21 protein-coding genes and 1 tRNA gene are annotated in these 24,219 nt (G+C 34.2%); 1 reads left to right on the top strand and 21 read right to left on the bottom strand.

Annotated features, from left to right (window positions below; all coding sequences use genetic code 11):
- Nucleotides 1-18: 18 nt before the first annotated feature.
- From glgA to JOD07_RS10825, 11 genes are all read right to left on the bottom strand, one after another.
- Nucleotides 19-1,479 (bottom strand): glycogen synthase GlgA, encoded by a 1,461-nt coding sequence (gene glgA / locus JOD07_RS10875; RefSeq protein WP_204613965.1) that lies wholly within the window; start codon nucleotides 1,477-1,479, stop codon nucleotides 19-21.
- Between the two features lie 21 nt (nucleotides 1,480-1,500).
- On the bottom strand, nucleotides 1,501-2,505 hold the full coding sequence (gene galT, locus JOD07_RS10870) for a galactose-1-phosphate uridylyltransferase (protein ID WP_204613964.1): 1,005 nt from the start codon (nucleotides 2,503-2,505) through the stop codon (nucleotides 1,501-1,503).
- Between the two features lie 95 nt (nucleotides 2,506-2,600).
- Nucleotides 2,601-3,479, bottom strand: coding sequence for a patatin-like phospholipase family protein (locus JOD07_RS10865; RefSeq protein WP_158738821.1), 879 nt, complete (start codon nucleotides 3,477-3,479; stop codon nucleotides 2,601-2,603).
- Between the two features lie 143 nt (nucleotides 3,480-3,622).
- Nucleotides 3,623-5,275, bottom strand: coding sequence for a peptide ABC transporter substrate-binding protein (locus JOD07_RS10860; protein WP_204613963.1), 1,653 nt, complete (start codon nucleotides 5,273-5,275; stop codon nucleotides 3,623-3,625).
- Nucleotides 5,276-5,318: 43 nt separating this feature from the next.
- Nucleotides 5,319-5,894 (bottom strand): lytic transglycosylase domain-containing protein, encoded by a 576-nt coding sequence (locus JOD07_RS10855; RefSeq protein WP_158738819.1) that lies wholly within the window; start codon nucleotides 5,892-5,894, stop codon nucleotides 5,319-5,321.
- Between the two features lie 12 nt (nucleotides 5,895-5,906).
- On the bottom strand, nucleotides 5,907-6,512 hold the full coding sequence (gene coaE / locus JOD07_RS10850; RefSeq protein WP_158738818.1) for a dephospho-CoA kinase: 606 nt from the start codon (nucleotides 6,510-6,512) through the stop codon (nucleotides 5,907-5,909).
- Between the two features lie 12 nt (nucleotides 6,513-6,524).
- Entirely contained in the window at nucleotides 6,525-9,203 is a 2,679-nt protein-coding gene (gene polA, locus JOD07_RS10845) for a DNA polymerase I (protein ID WP_204613962.1), read from the bottom strand.
- Nucleotides 9,204-9,218: 15 nt separating this feature from the next.
- The gene (locus tag JOD07_RS10840; RefSeq protein WP_158738816.1) at nucleotides 9,219-10,070 is read right to left on the bottom strand and encodes a ComEC/Rec2 family competence protein; all 852 of its coding nucleotides are present in this window, start codon (nucleotides 10,068-10,070) and stop codon (nucleotides 9,219-9,221) included.
- Between the two features lie 82 nt (nucleotides 10,071-10,152).
- Nucleotides 10,153-10,893, bottom strand: coding sequence for an SIMPL domain-containing protein (locus JOD07_RS10835; RefSeq protein ID WP_158738815.1), 741 nt, complete (start codon nucleotides 10,891-10,893; stop codon nucleotides 10,153-10,155).
- Between the two features lies 1 nt (nucleotide 10,894).
- Entirely contained in the window at nucleotides 10,895-12,169 is a 1,275-nt protein-coding gene (locus JOD07_RS10830; protein ID WP_158739257.1) for a DUF4349 domain-containing protein, read from the bottom strand.
- On the bottom strand, nucleotides 12,166-12,786 hold the full coding sequence (locus JOD07_RS10825) for an RNA polymerase sigma factor (RefSeq protein ID WP_204613961.1): 621 nt from the start codon (nucleotides 12,784-12,786) through the stop codon (nucleotides 12,166-12,168). The genes JOD07_RS10830 and JOD07_RS10825 overlap by 4 nt, the downstream gene beginning before the upstream one ends.
- A gap of 174 nt (nucleotides 12,787-12,960) precedes the next feature.
- On the opposite strand from JOD07_RS10825, the gene JOD07_RS10820 reads away from it, so the two are divergent.
- Nucleotides 12,961-13,044: transfer RNA gene (locus JOD07_RS10820), tRNA-Leu, on the top strand.
- Between the two features lie 244 nt (nucleotides 13,045-13,288).
- Here the strand turns inward: JOD07_RS10820 and JOD07_RS10815 are convergent.
- From JOD07_RS10815 to JOD07_RS10770, 10 genes are all read right to left on the bottom strand, one after another.
- A complete protein-coding gene (locus JOD07_RS10815; RefSeq protein WP_158738813.1) occupies nucleotides 13,289-13,756 on the bottom strand; it encodes an NUDIX hydrolase in 468 nt (155 codons plus the stop codon).
- A 158-nt stretch (nucleotides 13,757-13,914) separates the two neighbouring features.
- Nucleotides 13,915-14,598, bottom strand: a complete 684-nt coding sequence (locus JOD07_RS10810) for a PrsW family glutamic-type intramembrane protease (protein ID WP_158738812.1) — start codon at nucleotides 14,596-14,598, stop codon at nucleotides 13,915-13,917.
- Between the two features lie 17 nt (nucleotides 14,599-14,615).
- The gene (locus JOD07_RS10805; protein ID WP_158738811.1) at nucleotides 14,616-16,013 is read right to left on the bottom strand and encodes a peptidoglycan D,D-transpeptidase FtsI family protein; all 1,398 of its coding nucleotides are present in this window, start codon (nucleotides 16,011-16,013) and stop codon (nucleotides 14,616-14,618) included.
- A gap of 1 nt (nucleotide 16,014) precedes the next feature.
- Complete coding sequence (locus JOD07_RS10800; protein WP_204613959.1) at nucleotides 16,015-17,367, bottom strand: FtsW/RodA/SpoVE family cell cycle protein; 1,353 nt, start codon at nucleotides 17,365-17,367, stop codon at nucleotides 16,015-16,017.
- 8 nt (nucleotides 17,368-17,375) lie between these two features.
- Nucleotides 17,376-19,772, bottom strand: a complete 2,397-nt coding sequence (locus JOD07_RS10795) for a U32 family peptidase (protein WP_204613957.1) — start codon at nucleotides 19,770-19,772, stop codon at nucleotides 17,376-17,378.
- Between the two features lie 91 nt (nucleotides 19,773-19,863).
- Nucleotides 19,864-20,316 carry a cell division protein ZapA gene (locus tag JOD07_RS10790; RefSeq protein WP_158738808.1) on the bottom strand — a complete coding sequence of 151 codons (453 nt, stop codon included), beginning with the start codon at nucleotides 20,314-20,316 and terminating at the stop codon, nucleotides 19,864-19,866.
- 71 nt (nucleotides 20,317-20,387) lie between these two features.
- Entirely contained in the window at nucleotides 20,388-20,981 is a 594-nt protein-coding gene (locus tag JOD07_RS10785; protein ID WP_204613955.1) for a DUF1836 domain-containing protein, read from the bottom strand.
- A 128-nt stretch (nucleotides 20,982-21,109) separates the two neighbouring features.
- Nucleotides 21,110-22,117 carry a Holliday junction branch migration DNA helicase RuvB gene (gene ruvB / locus JOD07_RS10780; RefSeq protein WP_158739256.1) on the bottom strand — a complete coding sequence of 336 codons (1,008 nt, stop codon included), beginning with the start codon at nucleotides 22,115-22,117 and terminating at the stop codon, nucleotides 21,110-21,112.
- A gap of 18 nt (nucleotides 22,118-22,135) precedes the next feature.
- Nucleotides 22,136-22,744: a Holliday junction branch migration protein RuvA gene (gene ruvA, locus JOD07_RS10775; RefSeq protein ID WP_334299658.1), complete on the bottom strand. Its 609-nt coding sequence runs from the start codon at nucleotides 22,742-22,744 to the stop codon at nucleotides 22,136-22,138.
- 221 nt (nucleotides 22,745-22,965) lie between these two features.
- On the bottom strand, nucleotides 22,966-24,213 hold the full coding sequence (locus tag JOD07_RS10770) for a glutamate-5-semialdehyde dehydrogenase (RefSeq protein ID WP_158738805.1): 1,248 nt from the start codon (nucleotides 24,211-24,213) through the stop codon (nucleotides 22,966-22,968).
- Nucleotides 24,214-24,219 lie beyond the last annotated feature (6 nt).

Here is a 24,219-nt window from a genome sequence, read left to right as displayed (position 1 = left end):
TTCGTCTTCCATCTTCTTTTATTTTTCTGTCAACTTATAATATAATTTTATATATTGGAGCGCTGATGCATTCCAAGAAAAATCTAATTGCATTCCTTTTGAAACCATTTGCTTCCAAGCAGCGGGATATGTTTTATATAATTCTACAGCAGTTTTGAGAGTAAAAAGCATGGATTGCCTGCAATGCTCTTTAAATATAAATCCATTACCGTCACAATTTTGAATATCAAAAGGAATAACCGTATCTGCTAATCCACCTGTTGCCCGAACAACAGGTACTGAGCCGTATCTAAGCGCAATCATCTGATTTAAGCCGCAGGCTTCAAATTTTGAAGGCATAAGATAAATATCTGATGCTGCAAAAATTTTTTGAGCCAGTTCCATATTATAGGCAATGATCGCTCTCATTTTACTGGGATACTTTTGCTGTATGGAGCAAATTAAATCTTCATAAACAGGATCTCCTGTGCCTAAGATCACAAATTGAATATTCATTTGCATGATCTCTTCTATGCTTTCCTCAATTAAGTCGAAACCCTTCTCATCCGTTAAATAAGAAATCATGGCAATCAAAGGTATTTCTGGGTTTTGCTCCAGTCCAAGCTCTTGTTGAAATTTTATTTTATTTACATATTTCTTTTCCAAAGAATTACTGTCATATTTTTCATATATATAAGGATCAGTTTGGGGATTATAAACATTATAATTAATTCCATTAATGATACCAAATAAATCAGCTTGCCTTTTTCGAATAATTCCATCTAGTCCATTTCCATATTCAGGCGTCTGGATTTCTTTTGCATAGGTCGGACTCACTGTTGTAATCAAATCACTATAAATAATGCCTGCTTTCATATAATTGACATTTCCATAAAATTCTAGGCTATCAGGATGATAAAATTCCTCTCCTAAATTTAATAAACTTAAAGTATCTTTAGGAAAATTGCCTTGACATTGAAGATTGTGGATCGTAAATACTGTCTTTATCTGCTTGTAAAAATCTATGTATTTGTACTGTTGACGCAATAAAACACATACAGGTCCTGTTTCCCAATCATTGCAATGAATAATATCAGGCACAAAATTAATTTTAGGAAGCATTTCTAATACTGCCTTACAAAAAAAGGCAAATCTTTCTGCATCGTCCGGATTACTATACATCTGTTGTCTGTCAAAATAGTAAGCATTATCTATGAAATAGCAGGGAATGTTTCCTGTTCCATTGTCAAAATCAACTTTTCTAATAATAGCTGTCTGTTTTCGCCAATCTAAATTTACCGGATAATCACATATATACTCCATACATTGAGTATAGTCACCACTGATTTGCTTATATTTTGGCAGAACAATGCGTACGTCCCATCCCTGCGAAGCGATTTCAAAAGGCAAAGTGCCTGCAAATTCACCTACTCCTCCTGTTTTAGCAAAGGGTGCCATTTCAGAAACCACAAACAGAATTTTCAAACTAGAATTTTGCATATTACCACTCCTAAAACATGCTTATCTTACTTTTTTGGCTACTTTTTGCAGTGTTTCGGCTACCATTTCCGGCGGAGTAGGGTTAATATATGACCCCGTACTCAACTCAAATCCCGCCAGATTTCCTAATCTTGGGATAATCTGTATATGCCAATGGAAATACTTTTCAACATTCGCCTCAAGGGGAGGACTCATAAAGCAAATATTATAGGCCAGCTGGTCAAACACCTTTTCATATCTTTGTATAGATTCTTTTAAAATCTGCGCCAGAGATTTAAGATGTTCATCTTTCAAACGACTAAAATCATAAAGATGCTGTTTTGGCATGATCCATGTTTCATAGCAAAATCTGGAGGCATAAGGAGCAAATAAAGTAAAATATTTATTCTCATATATAATCCTCACTTTGGCATTTCTCTCATATCTAAGCATCTCACAATAAACACATCTTGAATGTTCCTGAAAATACTTTTTGCTTCCTTTTATAATCTGTTTTTGATTCTCAGGCATAAGGGGAACTCCGATAATTTGCCAATGAGGATGCTGAAGAGATGCCCCTGCTTCCGCTCCTTGATTTTTAAAAATTTGAACGTATTTTATTTTATCATCAGAAGAAATATCCTTATATCTTTCTTTTAAAGCCCTTAACACCAATTCCAGCTGCTCATAGGACATTTTTCCAATGGTAGCTTCATGATCCGTTGTATCAATCAGCACTTCATGTACTCCATATCCGGTAATTGTTTCATAAAATCCTTTTATTGTTTCTACTGCATTTTGCTCTTTCAAAGCAGAGTATTTATTGGGAACAACTCTTACTTTCCATTTAGAATTATTAGGTTCCTGTTGACCTGTTCGATATGCCAGTACTTCTGGAGGAGTTTGGTTTTCATTTCCAGCACAAAAAGGGCATCCTTCACTATTTTTTTTAATTGATTGCTTTTCAAAATCATGGGGCCTTTTACCTCTTTCTACGGCAATAATTGTCCATACCCCTGTCACAATGTCTTTTCGTATTTCTGACATGCTCCTCCCCCTATCTGTCGTAAAATCAAGCATGTAATTTCCTTTTACTATATATTGTACTAAATATTTGTAATAAAATAAAGTTGAATTTCTAATTATATCTTAAGCTTTTTCTTAATAGGAACGATGTGCTTCTTCATGGCTTCATATCCTTTTCTAATACATTCATCTATAGCGGATAATTGCAGTAGTGAAATATCCCATATTTCAGGATTATAAATATAAACAGACTGTTCCCTACCTGAATATTCTTTTTTAGTAACCATATAAGACATTATAGCAATCGCTTGCTCTCCAATTTCTATAAAGCTATCTATATCTCTCTCCATTCGTCCATTATATCCTAAATTAATTCCGATCACTACGTCAGCTCCCATTTTTTGCAGGATTCGTATGGGAATATTATCTACAACACCACCATCCATTAAAGATATGATTTCCCCACAATATAGTATATTTTTAGGCTGAAATACTGCTGGGAAGGCAATACTTGCCCTAATAGCATCACATATGCTGATATCATCAACATACTTTATTTTTGATTCATCCCTTAAACATGACTTATCTGACACAAAGTAAAAGCAATCTCCATTCTGAACTCTTGTTGCTGATATAGCAACGGGAATCCTGCTATCTTTAATCTTTTGATTCTCTGTATAATATCTAAGAATTTTTTCCAGTCTTTGTCCCTTTATCAGACCGCTTAATCCTTTTGTTTTAATTTGGTGGAAGTTTAATAGTGTACGTATAATCTGCAAATAATCTATATCAATGATATAAAATATATTCTCTTTTATAATTGCTTCAATCTCATCAGGTTCATATCCATATGCATATAATCCTGCTATAATAGCACCTGCACTGGCACCTGCGATCAAGTCAGGTCTGATTCCATTTTCAATGAGAGCTTTTAATGCACCAACATGGGACATCCCCCTTACTCCGCCTCCTGATAAGGCTAATCCAATCTTCATCCCTTTTCCCTCTCAAAAATGAATGTTCTTTTATATTATATTCATTTCTTCAAGGAAAGTTCATAATGCTCAGAATGCCTCATTAGATAAATAAAAACTCCTGTATGATCCTTTACATATTCTCATACAGGAGTTTAGTTAACTTAATTATTACCTAGAGCTGATTCCTTTTCCACGATAAACCAATCTTGAATATTTCCTATAATAGATTCCTTTTTAGGCTTGATTTCTCCTTGAATTTTTTCATTAGTTATAAGCGCTGCAGTTCTGAAATAAAGGCTTATATAGGGCAATTCATCAGCTATAAACTTCTGTAAATTTCCATAGGCGTTTTTCATTTTTTCTTCTCCAACAGCAGTAAAGGCCTGCTTAAGCAGAGTATCCATTTGCTCACTCCTAAAGGAAACGTAATTCGCACCTCCGTCAATTTGAGAAGAGTGGAAAGCAAATGTAAAGTCCGGAATCGGTGAAAGTTTCCATCCACCGAGAAAAGCATCAAAATTCTTTGACTGCAAACGGTTTAAGAATTCTTCCTGTGTCACTTCTTCAACCTGTACATTTATTCCAACTTCACTTAACATCCTTTGGATTTCATAAGCTACTTCTTTTCTTTGAAGATTTTCCGAACTGACTAATAAATTAAAAGAAAGATTAACTTTACTGCCATTGATCAGTTTGTCCAATAATCCATCACTATCGGTATCACTCCACCCTGCATCCATAAGAATTTGCTTTGATTTTTCCTGATTAAAATGATATTGCTCCGTTTCAGAATCATAGAGCCACGATTCAGGATTGATTGGTGAATTCGTAACCACACCATGATTTAAGTATTGCTTTTCAAGCAAGGTCTCCCGATCAATACTGTACGCTATAGCCTTCCTTAGATTTTTATCCTGAAATAAGGACTTATTGAAATTTAATCCCATAAAATCATAATAAGAAGTAATATATTCATGAATTCTTGTATTTTCTTGCTCAGAGTACTTTTCCCAATCAATTACGTCTGTTCCGATTACATCTAATTGCCCTTGCTCGAACGAGTAAAGATCTGTTTCTTCATCAGGCGTAATCAAAACTTTTATTCTTTCAATATAAGGTTGACCTTTAAACCAATTATTATTTACTGTTAGATTTAATTCTTTGGTAGGAATAAATTCCGAAAACATATATGCCCCTGTCCCTATGGGCTTTACTTCTCCTGCTGTAGTCTCAGTTTGGTTGGCATAAATATGTGCTGGAATAACAGGAAAATATAATCCGTACAATGCACCACTAAAAGGTTGATTATAAATGATTTTCAAACTGTGTTCATCAATCGCTTTGTATGAAGTGATATTTTCAATACATTTTTTATATGTAGCAGACTCAGGGGCCTTTTTTATTGTATCTAAAGAAAATATAACATCCTTTGCTGTAAAAGGTTCTCCATCATGCCATTTAACATCTGACCTAAGGTTAAGTGTAAGAACAGTGCCATCATCTGAGAATGTCCATTCTGAGACCAGATTAGGTATCGGTTTTTGAGTCTCATCAAAATCAATTAAAGTATCAAAAATCAATTTTGAAATTTGATCTACCGTATATTCTTCATTCAACAGAGGATTTAACGTTTTCGGCGTCCTGATCGATAAAACCATTTCACCACCTTTTTTTGGTTCAATAGGAGTTTCTTCTGTCTGTTCTTCTTGTGTTTGCTGTGGATTTTCCATTTCTTCTGTCCCTGTATTGGAACAACTTACAGAGAATAACGAAATGCAAATTAAAATGGTAATCCACCTTAGTTTTTTAGTCAATTTCATCCACACCTTTCTAACTGCACACAATGTTGTTATTTTTTTAATGCTTATATAAACATTCATAATATTTTCGATTTCTAATCACTTTTTTAACGTATTCCCTTGTTTCCTTAAAAGGTATAAAACTGAGATTTTTCGCATCTTTGCTATATTTCTCATCTCCCAGCCATTTGGATACATTTCCACTTCCAGCATTATATGCTGCCAAGCTTGTTTCAAGATTATTTTTATACTGATGAATGAGTTTGCTAATATACCAACATCCTATTTGAATATTAATCTCTGGTTCATAAAGTCTGTCACTGTGATAATTTTCTATTCCTATCTCTTTTGCAGCCCATTCTCCTGTCTGGTCAGTAATCTGCATTAATCCTTTTGCACCTTTATGAGATGTGGCTTGGGGATTAAATTTACTTTCAGTCTTTATAATAGAAAACACCAAATATGCATCTAAGTTGTATCTCTCAGAATATTTGGTCACCAAATCTGCATATTTGATCGGAAACAGAAAAGTACGAAAGATAGTTAATGTAATCATATATGCAATAATACAAATGGCAATCACAGAGATCAGTAATCGTAATTTTCTCCCTCGAAGATCAATAACATAAAACATAGATTATCCCCTTTAGAAATTTATATCCTTTGACACAATGCATTTTAGCTGCTTAAGAGTAAATTCTTCATCTTTTCCATTGTCTATGATTTGATCTGCATATTTTTTCATTTCTTCCCATGGCATTTGAGCTTTGATACGATTTGCTGCTTGCTCCATGTTCAATCCGTCTCTTTTCATAATCCTTTGTATTCTTTTTTCTTCTTCCGCATAAACCACCCAAACTTCATCCACAATTTTATGAAGTTGTGCTTCAATTAAAAGTGCAGCATCAATAACTATATAATTATATGAAGAATAGCTCTTTTTTATTTGCTCGATTTTCTTAAGGATTTCTTCCTTAATCCGTGGATGGGTAATTTGATTCAGAATTTTCAAAGAGTTTTTATCAGAAAAGACAATTTTCCCTAAACACTTCCTATTGATTTCTCCGTCTTCTTTTAAAATTTCTCTCCCAAAATGTTGAATAATGTCATAATATGCAGGTTGTCCTTTTAAAATGATTTGATGTCCAATTTTATCTGCATCTATAATATATGCTTTTGTCAATTGAGACAGCAAAAGTACCACCGTACTTTTGCCGCTACCAGTGCCTCCTGTTAAGCCGATTATTTTCATGGGCGTCCTCCATTATTTAGTATCGAACCAAGTTTTACCAAGATGCATATCCACATCCAGAGGAACATCTAAACTTACTGCATGTTCCATTTCGTATTTTAGAATTTGCTTTACTTCCTCTATTTCATCTTTATGAACTTCTATGAGAAGTTCATCATGTACTTGAAGGATCAGACGAGATTTAAGATTTTTCTCTTTTAACTTATTGAAAACTTTAATCATAGCGATTTTAATAATGTCTGCTGCTGTTCCTTGAATCGGTGTATTCATTGCAACTCTTTCTCCAAAGGAACGTCGTGCAAAATTAGTAGAATTAATATCAGGAATCACTCTTCTTCTCCCAAATAAGGTAGTGACATATCCCAGCTCTCGCGCTTGTTTAATAGTTTCATCCATGTATTTTCTTACATTCGGATATTTTTCAAAATATCCTTCTATATAAGCTTCTGCTTCTTTTCTTGAAATATTTAAATCTTGGCTTAAACTAAATGCGCCAATGCCATAGACGATTCCAAAATTGACTGCTTTAGCATTGCTTCTTTGTCTGGGCGTAACCTCATCAAGAGGTACTTTAAATACTTGTGATGCAGTAAGTTTGTGTATATCTTCTCCAGTACGAAATGCACGAATCAAAGTTTCATCCTTGGCAATGTGTGCCAGTACGCGAAGTTCTATTTGTGAGTAATCTGCATCCAGCAATAAATACTCCTCATCACTGGGAATAAATACTTTTCTTATTTTTCTCCCCATCTCTAACTTAATAGGGATATTTTGAAGATTTGGTTCAGTACTACTGATTCTGCCGGTGGCAGTAATCGTTTGATTAAATGTTGAATGGATTTTCTGAGTCTCTTGATTGACCACAGCAAATAACCCATCTCCATAAGTAGTCTTTAATTTTACCAGTTGGCGGTATTCCAATATTTTTTCAATTATAATGTGTTCAGCCCTCAGCTTTTCTAGTACTTCCGCGGCAGTTGAGTAGCCGGTCTTTGTCTTTTTTCCCATGGGAAGCATAAGCTTTTCAAAAAGAATAACTCCCAATTGCTTCGGAGAATTAATATTAAACTCTTCTCCTGCGATTTCATATATTTCCTTTGTGAGAAGTTCAATTTTTTCTTCCAGCTCATCTACATATTCTTTTAACCTCTGAGTATCTATTTTAAATCCATATTCCTCCATGCTAAACAAAACTTCAATAAGCGGATGTTCTATTTCATAATAAAGCTGTTCTTGATTATTCTCTTTAAGTTTCTGCTTTATTTGCTTTTCCGCATGATATATGATATAGGCCTGTCCTGCAGTAAAGCTTGTTCTGTCTTTTTCTTCTAAATTCATAATGGACTTTTTGCTCTTACCTTTGCCTAAGATTTCTTCTTCGCTCGGAAAAGTCTGACCTAAGAATTCTTGAGCCAAGTCATCATATTCATAAGTTTCTTTAGTAGGATTTAAGACATATCCTCCAATCATTGTATCAAATACTAAATTCCTAAGGGTGATTCCAAAATGTTTTAGAATATGCATGGCATTTTTGGCATGATGAGCTATTTTTTCTGTTTCAATAGATTCAAAAAGAGGCTTTGCCAGAGCCATAATTTCTTCAATTGAAAACTCATCAGATGAACCAACCCATACGCCCTTGGTATCTGCGTAGCAAAAGCTTATTCCTATAGGCTTATGATTCCCAGAGAATATTATAAAAGAAAATTTTCCTGCTTCAAATATTTCTTCCACTACTTTTTCAAAGGCTTCTTTGGAATCAACAGCCCTGTATAAAACCTCGGACAAATGGGTGTTCATGGATACGCTATTGGTTTCCTGTAGCATACTAAATCTGTCTAAAAAACTCTTGAATTCTAATTGCTTAAAGATCTCATACACCCTGGGATTCATGATTGAATCAAGTTTGAATTGCTCCCAGTCAAATTCAATTGGTACTTGGGTACAGATGGTTGCAAGAAATTTACTTTGTCTGGCCTGCTCTTGATATGTCTTTAAATTCTCTGAAGCACGGCTTGGCTTAATTTCATCTGCATGGGCGATGGCATTTTCAATATTGTGATACTGCTGAATGATCTTGATCGCTGTTTTTTCTCCGATTCCAGGAACTCCGGGAATATTATCAGAAGAATCTCCCATAAGAGCTTTAACGTCAATATATTCAAGAGGAGTAACTCCTATTTTTTCTATTAAATCTTTTGCATAATAATCTTCAATTTCTGTTCCACCTTTTTTTGTTTTTGGAATTCTGATTTTGATCTGTTCTGTCGCTAATTGCAGCAAGTCTCTGTCTCCTGAAACGATAATAGGCTGCATTCCTTGTTCTTCTGCTCTTTTTGCAACAGTGCCCAGAATATCATCTGCTTCATATCCTTCTTTTTCAAGCCTCTTAATTCCCATTGCATCCAATATATCTTTTAATAATGGAATTTGTGGCTTAAGTTCTTCAGGCATTCCTTTTCTGTTTCCTTTATATTCTTGAAATACCTCATGTCTAAAGGTAGGTGCTTTTAAATCAAAGGCAACAGCTATGTAATCTGGTTGATCTTCCTCTAATAATTTAAATAGAATGTTTAAAAATCCATATACCCCATTCGTATAAATTCCCTCCGAATTGGATAACAAAGGTACGCCGTAAAATGCTCTATTTATAATGCTGTTACCATCCACTAACATGATCTTTTTTGACATACACATTCTCCTCTTTTACTGAATCCTTATATTCATCTTGCGTTTTGTCGTGATATTATATTTATTCCCTTTTCCATAAAACATAATATCCCCTTCCTTCTCAACAGAAAGAACCTCGGTATCAACATTCCATTCATAAATTCTCCTGAGCTCATTTTCATTAATTTTCCCTGAGTCCCCAAATATAATTGTCTTTGGCTGAACCACATCCAAAAAATCTTTGGCTAAAAAAATTTCCCTGTTATGACCTGAAACTTTGAGTATATCTGCTTTTAAAGCTTTGGAATCAAGCAATATATCCTTTTTATCCACTTCATTAAGATCTGGAAGCCATAAAACAGAATTTTGGGGGAAGTTAAACTTTATAATGGCTTTTCGCTCTGACTCAGGAATTGAACTATTTATTAAAGGTCTTAAAAACAAAAGAGTCCAGTGATTGATCTCCCATTTTTCTTTCCCATTGATTGGATAGATTGAAATATTTTTGTCTTTTGCTATTTTTAAAAATTCTTTTGTATCCACATCTAAATCCTCTGTCTGAGGAAAGTAAAGTTTATCTATTGATAGATCGTGCAGAACAGGGAAAAAACCAATGACATTATCTTTATCAGGATAAGTAATAATCAGTTCTGAAATATGATCTACTTTTTGATTAATTAAATAGTGTCTGATATGCTTCGAGTCCTTTTTACCTGCTTTTCCAATTATTATGTTTCGATCCAATGATTTAATTAAAGTACAATCTCCCGTGGGAAGTTTTAAAAAATGAATTTCTGTATAATATTTGCTTTTTAATATATTATTTATATAAACATAAATAATAAAAAAAATAAATACTAATAGAATAAATCGTCTCCGATTTTTCATTTTTACCCCCCTATCTTTAATATTATAACACAAAAAAGTTCCGAATCTGATTCGGAACTTCGAAATATTTTAAAGATATTATTTAGTATTGAAAACTTACTTCTACGATTGCGGTAATATCCAATTCTCCTGTGGAAATCGGTGTAGATGCCATCTGCAGAGATTCTTTCACGGCTGCTCGATCTGCATATATAATATTACCGCCACCACTGCTTTGTTCCACTATAGAGCTGGGATTTTTAAGAGTTACGCCAATGGCTTCTCCCATGGCTTCTGCTTTTCCCCTGGCATTTTTAACTGCTTGTTTTAATGCTTCCTGATAATATTTTTCCGTATCAGCAACGCTGAATTGTATTCCATTGGATACATTTGCTCCTTGTTCTACACCAATATCTAAAACATCTCCTACCTTCAATATATCTCTCACTGTAATTCTAACAGTGTTTTCAACAGTGTATCCAACAATCTTTTCGCCACCTTTGGCTTCATAATCATATTGAGGATAAACCGAGTAGTTTGAAGTTTGAATATCTTTTTCCTCAATACCCATCTTTTTTAAAGCGGCAATTACTTGATCCATCTTTTCAGCATTACTTGTTTGAGCCACTTTAGCATCTTTATTTTCTGTACGAACTCCCATTGTAATATATGCGATATCTGGTTTAACCTTAACAATACCTTCCCCCATTGCTGTAATGGTATTTACTTTAACAGAATCAGCCATTACGGGTTCTGCTTTAAATAACTCTCTTCCTGTAAACCCTATGGTCAATAATCCTGCAACAATAAGTGTGGTAGATAAAATTTTAGTAAATTTTTTCATATTATTTTTCCCTCCAGTTTTTTACTTTAATTAGTATTTTTTTCAATAAAGGTCGTCCGAGCAAAAACAGAATACCTAAAAAACATATAAAAAGGATAAATGGTATGATCCCATAAGCCAAAGCCACAGCTAATCTTTCAAATCCTTCTCGTAAATCATTTAATGATCTTATAAAGCTGGATTGAATCTTTGTCTTAAAGTTCGGATCAGGACTTTTTATATGTTCTACTTCTCTTACTTCTCGTATTTCTATTGTAAAAGTGGAGAAAGAAACAAGTTGATCCCAATTCTTTATTTTACTTTTATAAATTTCCAAATCTGTTCGTACTTCATTAAGATGTTCCTCTAGTTTAATTAAATCTTCTACTTTTTCAGCCTGCTTCATAATATCAAAAAGTCTTTCCTGTTCGACTTCCAGCATACGAATTCGGCTCTCTGTTTCAATATACTCTTCTGTAACATTCGTGCTTGTTTCTTCTTGATGAATCAAATGGCCCAAGTTACTGATTTGCCCTTGTATCTGACCATATTGCTCTACTGGAATACGAATTTTTATGGTCCCCTGTTTCAAATAAATATCCCGTTCAGGTTCAGAATAGTAAATATAGCTGGAAGAATTCTCAACATATCCACCACTTTGATTGGTCATTTCTTTAATTCGATCAATTGTATCATCAAATTCATCCACTTCTATGGACATAAAAGATTCGTAAATTATTTTTCTTTGATCAATAGTATTTTTCTCTGCCATCATAAGACTTTGACTATTTTCTTTAGAAAGAAATTCATCTCTATTTCTGGCGACTTCATTTACCAATGCAGATTCTTCGGTTAATGCCAATGATTTAGCTTCTGGTTCCTCAGATACTTCTGTATTATATATTTCTGCACTACCAGCGTTGGGCATTGCTGACTGTGTAGCAAAATCCTTTGAATCCATTCCCATATTCACAAGATTTCCAAGAACAAACATTAATACTATAAATCCTGCTGCTAAGGTTGAAAATACTTTCCAATTTTGAGAAAATCCTTTTCTATGCTGCTTTTTTTCTTCACTCTTTTGATAGAGCTTTAATAATAATTCTTGATGATAATAATCTGGTAACTCCATTTGCGGCAGATGATGAATCTCGTTCATTATAACTTTAAACTGTTCAAATTCCTCATTACAGTCTGGACAAGATTTTAAATGATCTTCAAACAACACTTTTTTATCATCTTCCAATAGTCCATCTATATAAGGAGACATTGCTTCTCTAAATTGTTCACAACTCATTTGCTCCCCTCCTTTCTGTTTTTTAGACGATGTTTATATTCAAATGGTTCCTGCTTTACAAGTAATTCTATTAATTGCCTTCTTGCTCTTGAAATTCTCGATTTAACCGTTCCAAGAGAGCATTCCAGTATTTCAGAAATCTCATTATATTCAAGTCCCTGTAAATCTCTTAAAATGATTGCTGTTTTATGTTCTTCTGACAAATGGTCCATAGCGTTTTGAATCTGTATACTTACTTCTTTATTGATTGCCATTTCTTCAGGATTAGGTTTTAGATCAGAGTACTCACGTTTCATATTTCCTTCATCTGTTTCCACTTCTGCATCGATGGAATAAGTTTCTTTCCCTTTACGCCGCCTTAATTCATCAATACATGTATTGGTTGCAATACGATACAACCATGTGGAAAAACTTGAATTGCCTTTGAATTTCCCAATGTTCTCAAACACTTTTATAAATATTTCCTGAGATAAGTCCTTGGCGTCTTCTTCATTGTGAAACATCCTGTATGCAATATTATATATTTTAACTTCATGGGCTGTAATTAATTCTTCAAAAGCAGCAATATTCCCATTTTTAGCCTTATTCACAAGTCTTTTTTCATCCTTGTTCTCCACCTGATTCACTCCTCCCCATAACCATTATCATTTGAATATATTTTAAAATGACACTACACTTTTTGACGATACAACTATTCAAATTGTTCCCAATTTATTTAAAGATTTTTGCTTGATTTTTAAAATGATTTATGTTAATATGATTAAGCGTTACACATTAAAATTAAATATTGGGCGGATGTGGCGGAATAGGCAGACGCAGCAGACTCAAAATCTGCCGATGGCAACATCGTGGGGGTTCGACTCCCTTCATCCGCATTAGTAAACAAAGAAACATGGATTTTTTCCATGTTTTTTTATTATATAAGATTTCTCTGAATTTCTTATATAGTAAAAAGTCTCTGTGGGATGCGCACTAGCGCGTATTACATTTTATCGACTTTGTCGACCGCGGTCCGCGCCAAAGTTTTGGGAGTGAAACTCTTTCTTGTTTATCCCAATCAATTTTACACGTCAATGATTTTGATTTATAAAAAAATCCAGCCATTGGGCTGAATTTTATTTAATAGAAATCATTTTTTGCTTTAGAGGGTCTAATCCATTGTTTATTCTTTCTAAGCTCTATATATGCATAATAAGCTTTTTTCATAATTTGGCGTTCATCATTGAACTTTAATAAATGATACGCTTCATGAAACTTATAGTATCCTGCATCTACAAAGTGCTCTTCTCTTTGTGGTTTACAGTAAAAACTGTTTGCTCTCATCAAATACCAATGGACCGTCTTGTTAACAATATCATCTCGTCCCTGAAATGTATACTGACTATGTCCAATGTATTTTACAATTTTTGCAGAAACAGAGGTTTCTTCTTCTACTTCTCTTAATGCCGTTTCTCTGTGCAGTTCACCTGGTTCAACCGTTCCTTTCGGAAGAACCCAGCCGACATATTTATGTTTATAATTTTTATACAATAATAGAATTTTACCTCTATGAATTACAACACCTCCACAGCTTATGGCTTCTATCATTCCTATTCCTCCTGACACACTGTTCAAATTTTACGCAAGACAAGAAAGTACATGTCACTTTATGTACAAATATGAAATGAGTATACATCTTTTTTCTATATTTTTCAACCTGTAGTATTCGAATTGCAAAAAAAGAAGACACTTTCGCATCTTCTTACCTATTCCCTGGGTTTGAAAGGCGAGCTTTGCACATGAATTTTGATCTTTCTCATGCCTTGTACCCATAAATACAGAACAAACGGAACAAATAAGAGCATAAGCATTGGAATTTTCGCAAGAAGAATAAAATCATATATACCATGGAAAATCCATGGTACTAAATAAGTTTTTAAAAGCATCGTTTTTTTCTGATTCGATTCAAACTTTGCTATTGCATAGTAATATCCCATCGTTACACCAAATAATGCATGACCAGGTACCGAAAATACTGCCCTGGCCAACCCTGTTTGGTATCCTCCTAAATAAGGATTAAAAACGTATAAAATATTTTCAATTCCTGAAAAACCTAAAGAAATAAAAGTTGAATATACAATTCCGTCAATAGGTTCATTAAAATTTCTATTTCTCCATACTAAAAAATATAAAACAATAAATTTAAAAAATTCCTCAGTACCAGCAGCAACAATAAAAGCTGTATATAGTGCTTCTTCAGTTTCTCCTCTGACAGGCGTAAAGGAAGATAAAAACATTTCAGCCCCCATAATAGGAGCAGCTATGATTAATCCAAAAAGCAAGCCCAAAGCTAATAATTTAATAGGTTCCTTCTCATACTTATCTCTTATATAAATATATATAGCGCCTGTTAATACGGGAGCCAAAGCTACTTGCAACAAAGCTGCCACCCATAAGCCACCTGCCTTTATTCGTTTAAAACTTTTTGGAGCAGTTTACGGGCGATTGGCCCTGCTACTTGCCCGCCTGAACCTCCATTTTCAATGATTACAGATACAACTGCTTTTGGTTTTTCCGCAGGAGCAAAGCCAACAAACCATGCATGATCTTCTCCTGAAGCATTTTGTGCCGTTCCTGTTTTACCGCTCACTGATACATTGGATATTTGAGCCTGTGTTCCTGTCCCTTTCTCCACCACTTCTGTCATCATCTTTGAAAGTTGACTGGCAATTTCAGGTTCAAATAATATACCATAACTTTGCGGTATTCTCTTATCTTTTATTCTCCCATAGTTTGTTTCTATATGATCAATAATATACGGCTGCATTAAAATTCCACCATTAGCAATTGCAGAAGTAATCATTGCCATATGTAAAGGAGAAACTAAGGTTTTTCCTTGGCCGATGGCTGTCTCTACAATTTCATTAATTTTTGAATCCTTTGTGATGCGAAATTGACTTTTTGAATATTCAAGCACATAAGGTAAATTTCGGTTAAAGAGGAGTCGATCCGCTACTTTCCCTAACAGTTCTCCTCCTGCCTCAATACCCAGAGTTGCAAAACCTGTATTGCACGAAAGATAAAAAGCACTTTCTAAATCAACTTCTCCATGGGCTTTAGAATTGTAACAGCGAATAACATTGCTATCGAAAATATCTTCCCCTGTGCAATTATAATTAAAATCCTTCCAATCTGCATTCTTTTCCAATACAGCAGCACTTGTAATAATTTTAAATATTGAACCTGGAGGATAAAGCCCCTGAGCTGCTCGATTGATCAGAGGGCTATTTTCCTCATCTTTATTTAATTGCTCCCAAGTATTATTCAATTCATTAGGATCAAAATCCGGATAAGAAACCATGGCCAGAATCTTACCAGTGGAGGGTTCCATTACAACAATTGCCCCTTTTTTCCCATTCAGAAGCTTCCTGGCTGTATGCTGAAGATCAGCATCCATCGTTAATATCACGTGATTTCCTTGAAGATTATTTCCAGAAAATATCCGATTAACAGTTTGCATCATTTTATTGCTTACTTCCAGCAGTTGAAAATTACTATAAGCCTCAATTCCCGTCTTTCCTTTCTGAACATACCCAACTACATGGGCAAAGTCTCTTCCTTTTGGATATTCCCTAATCCAGGCATCTCCATTCTTTTTTGTCCTTGCTAATACAGTTCCTTTACTGTCTCTGATTTCCCCTCTGATTATATTTTCTTCCAGAGCGCTTAATCTGGGATTATAAGCATTAATAATGACTGAAGAACTGTCAAATATTAAAAATTTGGCCAAGTATATGATTAAAGATGAAAACATAGCTACATAGAGCCAAAAGATTTTTTTTATATCTTTTCTAAGCTGATTCAAATTATCCCTCCACTTCTTCTTTCATTTCATAGAAGCTCTGAATCCATTGAAGAATCCCTATGATTAAAATACTGGCAACAACCGAACTACCTCCATAACTTATGAAAGGAAGTGTAACACCTGTTAAAGGTATAAATTTAATGACTCCTCCAATAATTAAAAAAGTTTGGATCGCTATTAAATTGGTTGCTCCAGCTGCAAGAAGAGAATAAAATACCCGATTGCATCTAAGTGCAATCATAATTCCGCGGAGTATAATCAGTAAGAATATGAGAATGATTCCAATGCTAAATAAATTTCCAAATTCTTCACATATCGCAGAAAAAATCAAATCCGTTGTTACCACTGGTATATATTTAGAATAGCCTCTTGTCAATCCACTGCCCATCCAGCCCCATGTTCCTATTCCGAATAAAGATTGAGTAATTTGATATCCTTTTGTGTCAATTTCTTTCCAAGGATTTAACCATGCTTCCACTCGGACTCTGACATGACTAAATAATTTATAAGCGATCACAGAAGCTATAGACGCTCCTCCAAGGCCTCCAAAGAAAAATAGATAACTGGAAGTGCTAAGATAGATTAGTATTAAAAACGTAAGAAAATATATTAATGCACCTCCTAAATCTCTTTGAAGTACTAAGACAAGAATATAGCCTCCACTCATGACAGTCGGTAAAATCACATCTTTTACTGTACGATACTTTCTAAGGGAACAGGCCAAGTAGAATATAAACAAAAACTTTACAATTTCAGAAGGCTGGAAGCTAAAACCTCCTATATTAATCCAGTTTCTGGCTCCAAATTGTTTTTTACCAAGTAAAAAAGGAGACACTAGTAAAATCCATCCACATACCAAATATAAAATTTCAAATTTCTCAAATTTTGGAATTACCTTGAAAATAAATGGGATAAAAAGCATCACAATCATACCAATGAGATACCTGATTATTTGTCCTTGTGCTGTTGCAGGTTCCAATCTTTGCAGCATGATCAATCCTACATCCATTAAAAAAAGCATACAGTTCCAAAGTATTGCATCTGACTTTTTATAAATAATAAAGGTTGAAATCATGCTGACTATAATAAATATAAGACCTACACTGCCGATCTTCGCGATTTGCCAAAGTTCTGCCATATCTTTGGAATTAATCATTAATATTATAAAACCCAAGATATGAAGTAATATGATAAGCCCTCGCTGCATAAATATTTTACTTGTATATGCTTCTATATCTTTTTTTCGCTCAAAAAGTACAGCCTTATATCCTGACCATATAAACATAAAAATAATGAATAGAAATATATATTTAGAAATCAATATGCAAATTTCAACAATTGATTCTTTCAGCATACTTTCACCTACTCTACTCCCCTAAAAAAATGTCCTTTCGTATATTCCTGGCCTTTTATTTTGGGAAACAATCCCTTATTGCAATTGCCATAGCTTTCTATAATGGTTTTTATATCTTGGACTGATTCAAATACAAAATCCAATCTTATATAATCTACAGGGAGAGATACTAATTTGTCTAATTCATTTAAAAGCAGAATAGGCTTCCCGTTATAAATCACAGCCAGGCAGGAAGAGCAGTCCTGAATAATTGGAAAAGCCTCTCCTTTACGATCGATGAGCTTATATGATTTCTGATCGTTCCTGTTTTTGCAAAATCCTTGAAGAGATTTTTCACCCACGGTATTCCCTATAATGCATTGCTGAGTTATCATCAATGGCAGATAACCATATCCAATAATTTCTATTCCATCTCCCCTAAAGTTTTTCAATTCCTCATAGTTTAATTCAGGAGAAAGAGTGACTCCTTCCATACCATATGTCATCCAGAATTGAGAAGTTAATGGATTAAAAAAATTAAAAGTATAATCCGCTATTCTTTTTTTACAAGTATTCTTAAGTTTATAGGCTTGTCCATAGGTTCTGATTAAATAACCATCTATCAATGTATTTTCTAAATTATACCATAGTTTTTCCTTTTTATAATTTACATCTATTCGTGGTAATGCTGCAAAAAACTCAATATTATTTTCATGGCAAGCTTCTGCTGCTTTTTGAAATTTTTCGATTGAATATTGATTCATTTCAAGATAAATTCTCTTAACTTTTGGATGAAAAGCAGCTTCAAGCTGATCAATGTCTCTTAATAATATTGAAAGACTTTTTTCTTTTATATCAGGAGTTCCTTCTTGATTCAAGACACCATCCACATTTTTAATATTTACGAAACTTCGTCTTGTATTGTTTATAATACTTTTCTCTAATTTTTCTACAGCTTTTCTTCTAAGAGCATTTAATTCACCTATAGGTAAATACCCATCTTCATCCATATCAACTGTTAATGATTCTATGTTAAAGGGGGTATTTCCTGTTTTTGAGATCTGGGATTTTAGCCTTTCTTCAGTTAATGCCTGATTTTGTGCTTCCTGAACGATGCTTCCTTCTACCTCAATAAAGTTATTTCTATCATCCCAAAGTTGAAGAAGGATTGGGATATATTTTTTAAATTTAATATGCCCAAAAACCGTACTTTTTCGTACATCTTTCTCATAAGTCTTTTTAAGTGCGTCCAAAAGAGGTTTATCTTTTGTCTTATATACCAGATCACCTTTCTGAACGGGATCTTTTATAAATACAGTAATTCGCTCTCCCCCTTTGCTCGATTTAGAAATGGCAACTCCTGTGTTTTCCTTTCCTTTTCGCCATATCTCAATGCCATCACCTGGTTCTAAAGGTTCCACTGTATCAATGACACATTTCTTCGTAGAAGAATTGTATTGAACCACTTTCCCTGCGTAGATTCCCCAGTGTTTCGGGCTTTCAAAGCTCATCATATCTCTGCCGCTATGTTGACCAAGATATCCTTTTGAAAAGCCTCCTCTATTAAAAACTTGGGCAAGATTTTTAATATCATTATAATCTACCGAATAGTCTTTTTGGTTTAAAAAATATTGATCAATATATTTTCTGTAAGTATTTACTACAGAAGCATTATATTCCGGTCTCTTCATTCTTCCTTCTATTTTAAAAGATGTTACCCCACTCTCTATCAATTGAGGAATATATTCCAGAGTCTGAATATCCTTAGGGCTAAGAAGATATCCAGAAGCAATATGTTTATTCTTTGCATCTGCCAGATTATAGGGAAGCCTGCAGGGTTGTGCACATCGGCCTCTGTTTCCGCTTCTTCCTCCGATCACACTGCTCATCAAACACTGACCGGAATAGCTAAAACACAAAGCTCCATGGACAAAAACTTCTATTTCCATAGATGTATTTTTTGCAATATAGGCAATTTCTTCAAGAGACATTTCTCTGCTTAATACAACTCTTTTGAATCCTAATTCTTCTAAAAATTTAACACCGTTTAAATCATGAATCGTCATCTGAGTGCTGCCATGAATATCGATATCAGGAAAGTACTCTTTAATCTTTACAGCGGTTCCAAGGTCCTGAACAATAAACGCATCCGCACCTAAACGATACAACTGATTTAAAAAATCAAATAGACTTTCCAATTCTTTTTCTTTATATAAAGTATTCACTGTTACATATACTTTTACATTCCTTAAATGACAATAATCAAGAACTTCTTCCATTTCTTCTACAGAGAAGTTTCCAGCATATTGCCTTGCGCTAAATGCTTTACCTCCTAAATATACTGCATCACAGCCATTATTTACAGCAGCTATAAGACTTTCCTTATTTCCAACAGGAGCAAGGAGTTCAATATTTCTGTTATTCATTATAGTATTTCCTTTCTTTAATAATAATCGGCATATAGAAAAGGGGATGTAATACAAACTATTACTCCCCTCTCAATACAAGCTTATTCATTTACTGATCATCCGAAAGTTTTTTGCTCTTTAAACCTGCATCAAAAATATTAATATATTCCTCTAATTCCATTTTACTTCGCATAATTTCCAATTGAAGCTCATCTATTTTATCCTTTAAAGCAATATTTTCCTGCTGCATATTCCCCAATTCATTTTGATACACTTCTAACTGCTTGTCCTTCTCATCCAATTGCTTTTGTAATGATTTTATTTCAGCAAAAGCATTTTCTAACACTTCTTTCATTTTAAATAAATCATCGGCCACATTTATTGAAGTCAAAATGGCAAGCATATTGGTACTTAACTTTCTAGAAGATTCAGCCTTTTTCACTTCATTCATCTTCTGATCAATATACAGGGCAACTCTTTGAATATATTCGTGACTCTCTTCTCCAACTAATGTATAGACTCTTCCACCTATTATGACTTCGATTTTATTTTTTTGACCCATATGACCGCTCCTTAGTTCATTAAAGAGTATTAACTTTATTATACCATATTGCCTGATCAAACAACAATAATTTATCCTTCTGCATTAGTAAAATACTTCTCTGATATCAAATGAATCAATCTTTTAATCGCTATTGTTTCAGCCATTAAAGTCAAGACAAGCATAAAAGCAGAAACTACATCTTTTTCATCACTTGAAACATGATCTTTTTGCAATAATTTGTTCACTTCTTCAAGCGTATGAGGCAAAAAACTTTCCCAATTTTTCAAGACATTTTTATGCAATAAAATATAATCCTCATATAAATTGGACACCTTAATGATATCATCATCAAAAGTTTCAGGATTCTTTAATATAGGAGCAAGTACAAGCTTTATTTCATCCAGAGAATATATTGCTTTCAAATTATCAATCAATGAAAGGAGAATCAAATGATTTCTTGTATAATATCTTCGGTCGAGGGGAGGAGGAAGCACTCCTACTCTTACATAGTTCTGAATCATTGTTTTTGTGAAATTCTTGCCTTGTTTATTAAAAAAACGAACTACTTGTGAAATCGTCATTTCATCATTGAATGTATTAAGTTGTATGAACTGACATTCATCAGACACTACTTTAGCTAATTTTAGCAGTTCCTGCTCAGTAAAATTTATTTTTTCACCCATTTTAACTTCCTTTCTCCTAAATTAGCGAAATCCTTTTTGCTTAAGTCTATATACATTATCTATATTAAGTAGAGTTTTACTCTATATAATTATAATAGACCAAATTGATCATTTTTGTCAATCGAAATTCATTTTTCAGTTTGAAGTGGTTCTATTCCAAAGTGTTTATAGCCTAAAGCTGTAACAACTCTGCCTCTGGGAGTTCTGTTGATCAATCCAAGTTGAATCAAAAATGGTTCATAAACATCTTCAATGGTGTCATTTTCTTCTCCAATTGCAGCGGCTAAGGTATCTATCCCTACCGGTCCTCCTCCGAATTTTTCAATCATTGCAAGAAGCATTTTTCTGTCGATTCTGTCAAGACCCATTTGATCAATCTCCAGTGATTCCAATGCTGCCGAAGCCACCAATTCATCGATATACCCCTCATATTTTACTTCTGCAAAATCTCTTACTCTTTTTAAAAGTCTGTTGGCTATTCTCGGAGTTCCTCTGGATCTTCGTGCTATTTCTTCTGCCCCAGCAGCAGTTATTTTTATTCCTAAAACTTTAGCTGAGCGCGCCACAATTTTAGTAAGCTCATCCGTATTATAGTATTCTAATCGCTGAATTACACCAAATCTGTCTCTTAATGGAGCAGTCAATAATCCTGCCCGCGTTGTCGCACCAATAAGGGTAAATTTAGGAAGATCCAGTCGTATGGATCTGGCGCCTGGTCCCTTTCCAATAACAATATCTATTGTAAAATCTTCCATGGCTGGATATAATATTTCTTCTACATGGCGGTTTAAACGATGAACTTCATCTATAAACAGAAGATCTCCCTCATTTAAATTATTAAGTATTGCTGCCATATCCCCAGGTTTTTCAATGGCTGGTCCTGATGTGATCTTAATATTAACCTGCATTTCATTGGCAATAATATTGGCTAATGTAGTTTTCCCCAATCCCGGAGGGCCATAGAGCAGTACATGGTCCAATGCTTCCTTTCTGTTTTTAGCTGCCTGAATAAACACTTTTAAATTTTCTTTTACTTTTTTTTGCCCAATATAATCCTCTAATGTTCTAGGACGTATATTGGCTTCTATTTCTAAATCTTCGTTTCTTAATTCAGCAGTTATGATACGATCTTTCATCAACTTCACCCATTTCATCTAAATTAATGCCAACTTTTTAAGGGCATCTTTAATCATTTCTTCAACAGACATATCTTCTTTGAAAACCTCCTTAACTGCTTTTGCAGCATCCACCCTGCTATATCCCAAAGCCGTCAGAGCAAAGATAGCTTCTTCAGCAGTACCGTTTTGCTGTACTTCTAAAACAGTTTCTCCTCCTAATCCTACAGCTTCCAGTGTATTTATTTTATCTTTTAACTCCAGAATCATTCTCTGTGCAGTCTTTTTTCCGATGCCCGGGGCACTACTTAAGGTTTTTATATCCTCTGTTATTACGGCCATGCATAAATCAGCAGGTGATAAGGTCGAAAGTATCCCCAGTGCTCCTTTTGGACCTATACCACTTACCGAGATAAGCCTTTCAAACATGTTAAGTTCATCTTGGGACATAAATCCGTATAAAGCCAATTCATCTTCTTTAACCTGAAGATGGGTAAAGATCTTAACTTCTTTTCCGACAGAAGGAAGTTTACTCACAGTAGATGAAGATATGTAGATTTTATATCCTATCCCATTCACATCTACGATGATCCACTCCTCCGTCATATAATCTAAAATTCCCTTAATAAATGAAATCAAAACTTTCATCCTTTCTGGACAATCCTTTTACAATGATCCAATCATAATCTCATTGCAAGAAGAACATTCGTTCTTTATTCATTCATTATACTGTAAGCATAAAAAAATAACAAGATTCAACAGAATATAGTGAAATGCTTCCCTGAATTAGGAAATCCAGAAGAATTTCCTATGCAATAAAAAAACCGCTGATGTAAATTATCTAAATCAGCGGTCTTAAAATTACATAGTTACTGACGGATTTGTCCGTTTCCATAGATGATATATTTTATTGTAGTCAATTCCTTTAAGCCCATAGGTCCTCTTGCATGAAGTTTTTGCGTACTGATTCCAATCTCAGCTCCAAAACCAAATTCAAAGCCATCTGTAAAACGGGTTGATGCATTCACATACACAGCAGCAGCATCGATTTCTTCCAAGAAACGTTGAGCATTCGTATAATCTTCCGTAATAATGGCTTCGGAATGTTTTGTGCCATACTTATTGATATGTCCAATAGCTTCATCAATGGAATCAACTACTTTGACAGAAATAATGTAATCCAGGTATTCCATTCCCCAATCCTCTTCTGTTGCTCTGTTAACATCAGGAAGGATTTCCAGGACCTTTTCATCCCCTCTGATTTCCACATTATATTTTTTAAGCTCATCATACACTTTAGGCAAGAAGATTTCTGCCACGTCTTTATGAACCAGTAAGCTTTCTGCTGCATTGCAGACACCCGGCCTTTGAACTTTTGCATTTACAGTAATAGAAACTGCTTCATCCAACTTAGCTTTATGGTCAACATATATATGACAGTTGCCTATCCCAGTTTCAATTACTGGGACTGTACTATTTTGGACTACCGTTTGAATAAGCCCGGCACCGCCTCTGGGAATTAAAACATCTAAATACTCATTTAATCGCATCATTTCTTTAGCTGTTTCCCTGCTGGTATCCTCAACCAATTGAACAGATTCTTTAGGAAGCCCTGCTTCATCCAAAGCATTCTTCAAGATTTTAACAATTTGAATATTAGAATGTATGGCTTCTTTCCCGCCTCTTAAAATCACTGCATTCCCTGTTTTAAGACATAAACCAAAAGCATCTGCGGTTACATTCGGTCTGGCCTCATAAATAATTCCTATTACACCCATAGGTACTCTTTTTTGTCCAATTACTAACCCGTTAGGGCGTTTTTTCATGGATAATACTTCTCCTACCGGATCTTCCAGCATAGCAATTTGTCTTAAACCTTCTGCCATAGATTCAATTCTTTTTTCATTCAATGTAAGTCTGTCAATTAATGATCCTTTTATGCCATTTTCTTTAGCGAACTGTAAATCAATTTCATTAGCTTTTATAATTTCATCTTTATATTGTAATAAAAAATCAGCAGCTTTAATGAGTCCCTTATTTTTCTCTTCTGAAGACTTTTTTGCAAGTATTATAGATGCTTCCTTTGCCAATGCGCCTTTCTGTTGCAACTCTTCCATTCCATC

Source organism: Defluviitalea raffinosedens (assembly GCF_016908775.1).
GTDB classification, from domain to species: Bacteria; Bacillota; Clostridia; order Lachnospirales; family Defluviitaleaceae; genus Defluviitalea; species Defluviitalea raffinosedens.
Note: the sequence above shows the minus strand (reverse complement) of the source record. Positions and strands in the feature narration are given on the sequence as shown.

What these genes read in the sequence shown, in the direction of transcription:
- glgA (WP_204613965.1), bottom strand. Translation starts at nt 1,479, where the DNA reads ATGCAAAATTCTAGTTTGAAAATTCTGTTTGTGGTTTCTGAAATGGCA.
- galT (WP_204613964.1), bottom strand. Translation starts at nt 2,505, where the DNA reads ATGTCAGAAATACGAAAAGACATTGTGACAGGGGTATGGACAATTATT.
- JOD07_RS10865 (WP_158738821.1), bottom strand. Translation starts at nt 3,479, where the DNA reads ATGAAGATTGGATTAGCCTTATCAGGAGGCGGAGTAAGGGGGATGTCC.
- JOD07_RS10855 (WP_158738819.1), bottom strand. Translation starts at nt 5,894, where the DNA reads ATGTTTTATGTTATTGATCTTCGAGGGAGAAAATTACGATTACTGATC.
- coaE (WP_158738818.1), bottom strand. Translation starts at nt 6,512, where the DNA reads ATGAAAATAATCGGCTTAACAGGAGGCACTGGTAGCGGCAAAAGTACG.
- polA (WP_204613962.1), bottom strand. Translation starts at nt 9,203, where the DNA reads ATGTCAAAAAAGATCATGTTAGTGGATGGTAACAGCATTATAAATAGA.
- JOD07_RS10840 (WP_158738816.1), bottom strand. Translation starts at nt 10,070, where the DNA reads ATGAAAAATCGGAGACGATTTATTCTATTAGTATTTATTTTTTTTATT.
- JOD07_RS10835 (WP_158738815.1), bottom strand. Translation starts at nt 10,893, where the DNA reads ATGAAAAAATTTACTAAAATTTTATCTACCACACTTATTGTTGCAGGA.
- JOD07_RS10830 (WP_158739257.1), bottom strand. Translation starts at nt 12,169, where the DNA reads ATGAGTTGTGAACAATTTAGAGAAGCAATGTCTCCTTATATAGATGGA.
- JOD07_RS10815 (WP_158738813.1), bottom strand. Translation starts at nt 13,756, where the DNA reads ATGATAGAAGCCATAAGCTGTGGAGGTGTTGTAATTCATAGAGGTAAA.
- JOD07_RS10800 (WP_204613959.1), bottom strand. Translation starts at nt 17,367, where the DNA reads ATGCTGAAAGAATCAATTGTTGAAATTTGCATATTGATTTCTAAATAT.
- JOD07_RS10795 (WP_204613957.1), bottom strand. Translation starts at nt 19,772, where the DNA reads ATGAATAACAGAAATATTGAACTCCTTGCTCCTGTTGGAAATAAGGAA.
- JOD07_RS10790 (WP_158738808.1), bottom strand. Translation starts at nt 20,316, where the DNA reads ATGGGTCAAAAAAATAAAATCGAAGTCATAATAGGTGGAAGAGTCTAT.
- JOD07_RS10785 (WP_204613955.1), bottom strand. Translation starts at nt 20,981, where the DNA reads ATGGGTGAAAAAATAAATTTTACTGAGCAGGAACTGCTAAAATTAGCT.
- ruvB (WP_158739256.1), bottom strand. Translation starts at nt 22,117, where the DNA reads ATGAAAGATCGTATCATAACTGCTGAATTAAGAAACGAAGATTTAGAA.
- ruvA (WP_334299658.1), bottom strand. Translation starts at nt 22,744, where the DNA reads ATGAAAGTTTTGATTTCATTTATTAAGGGAATTTTAGATTATATGACG.
- JOD07_RS10770 (WP_158738805.1), bottom strand. Translation starts at nt 24,213, where the DNA reads ATGGAAGAGTTGCAACAGAAAGGCGCATTGGCAAAGGAAGCATCTATA.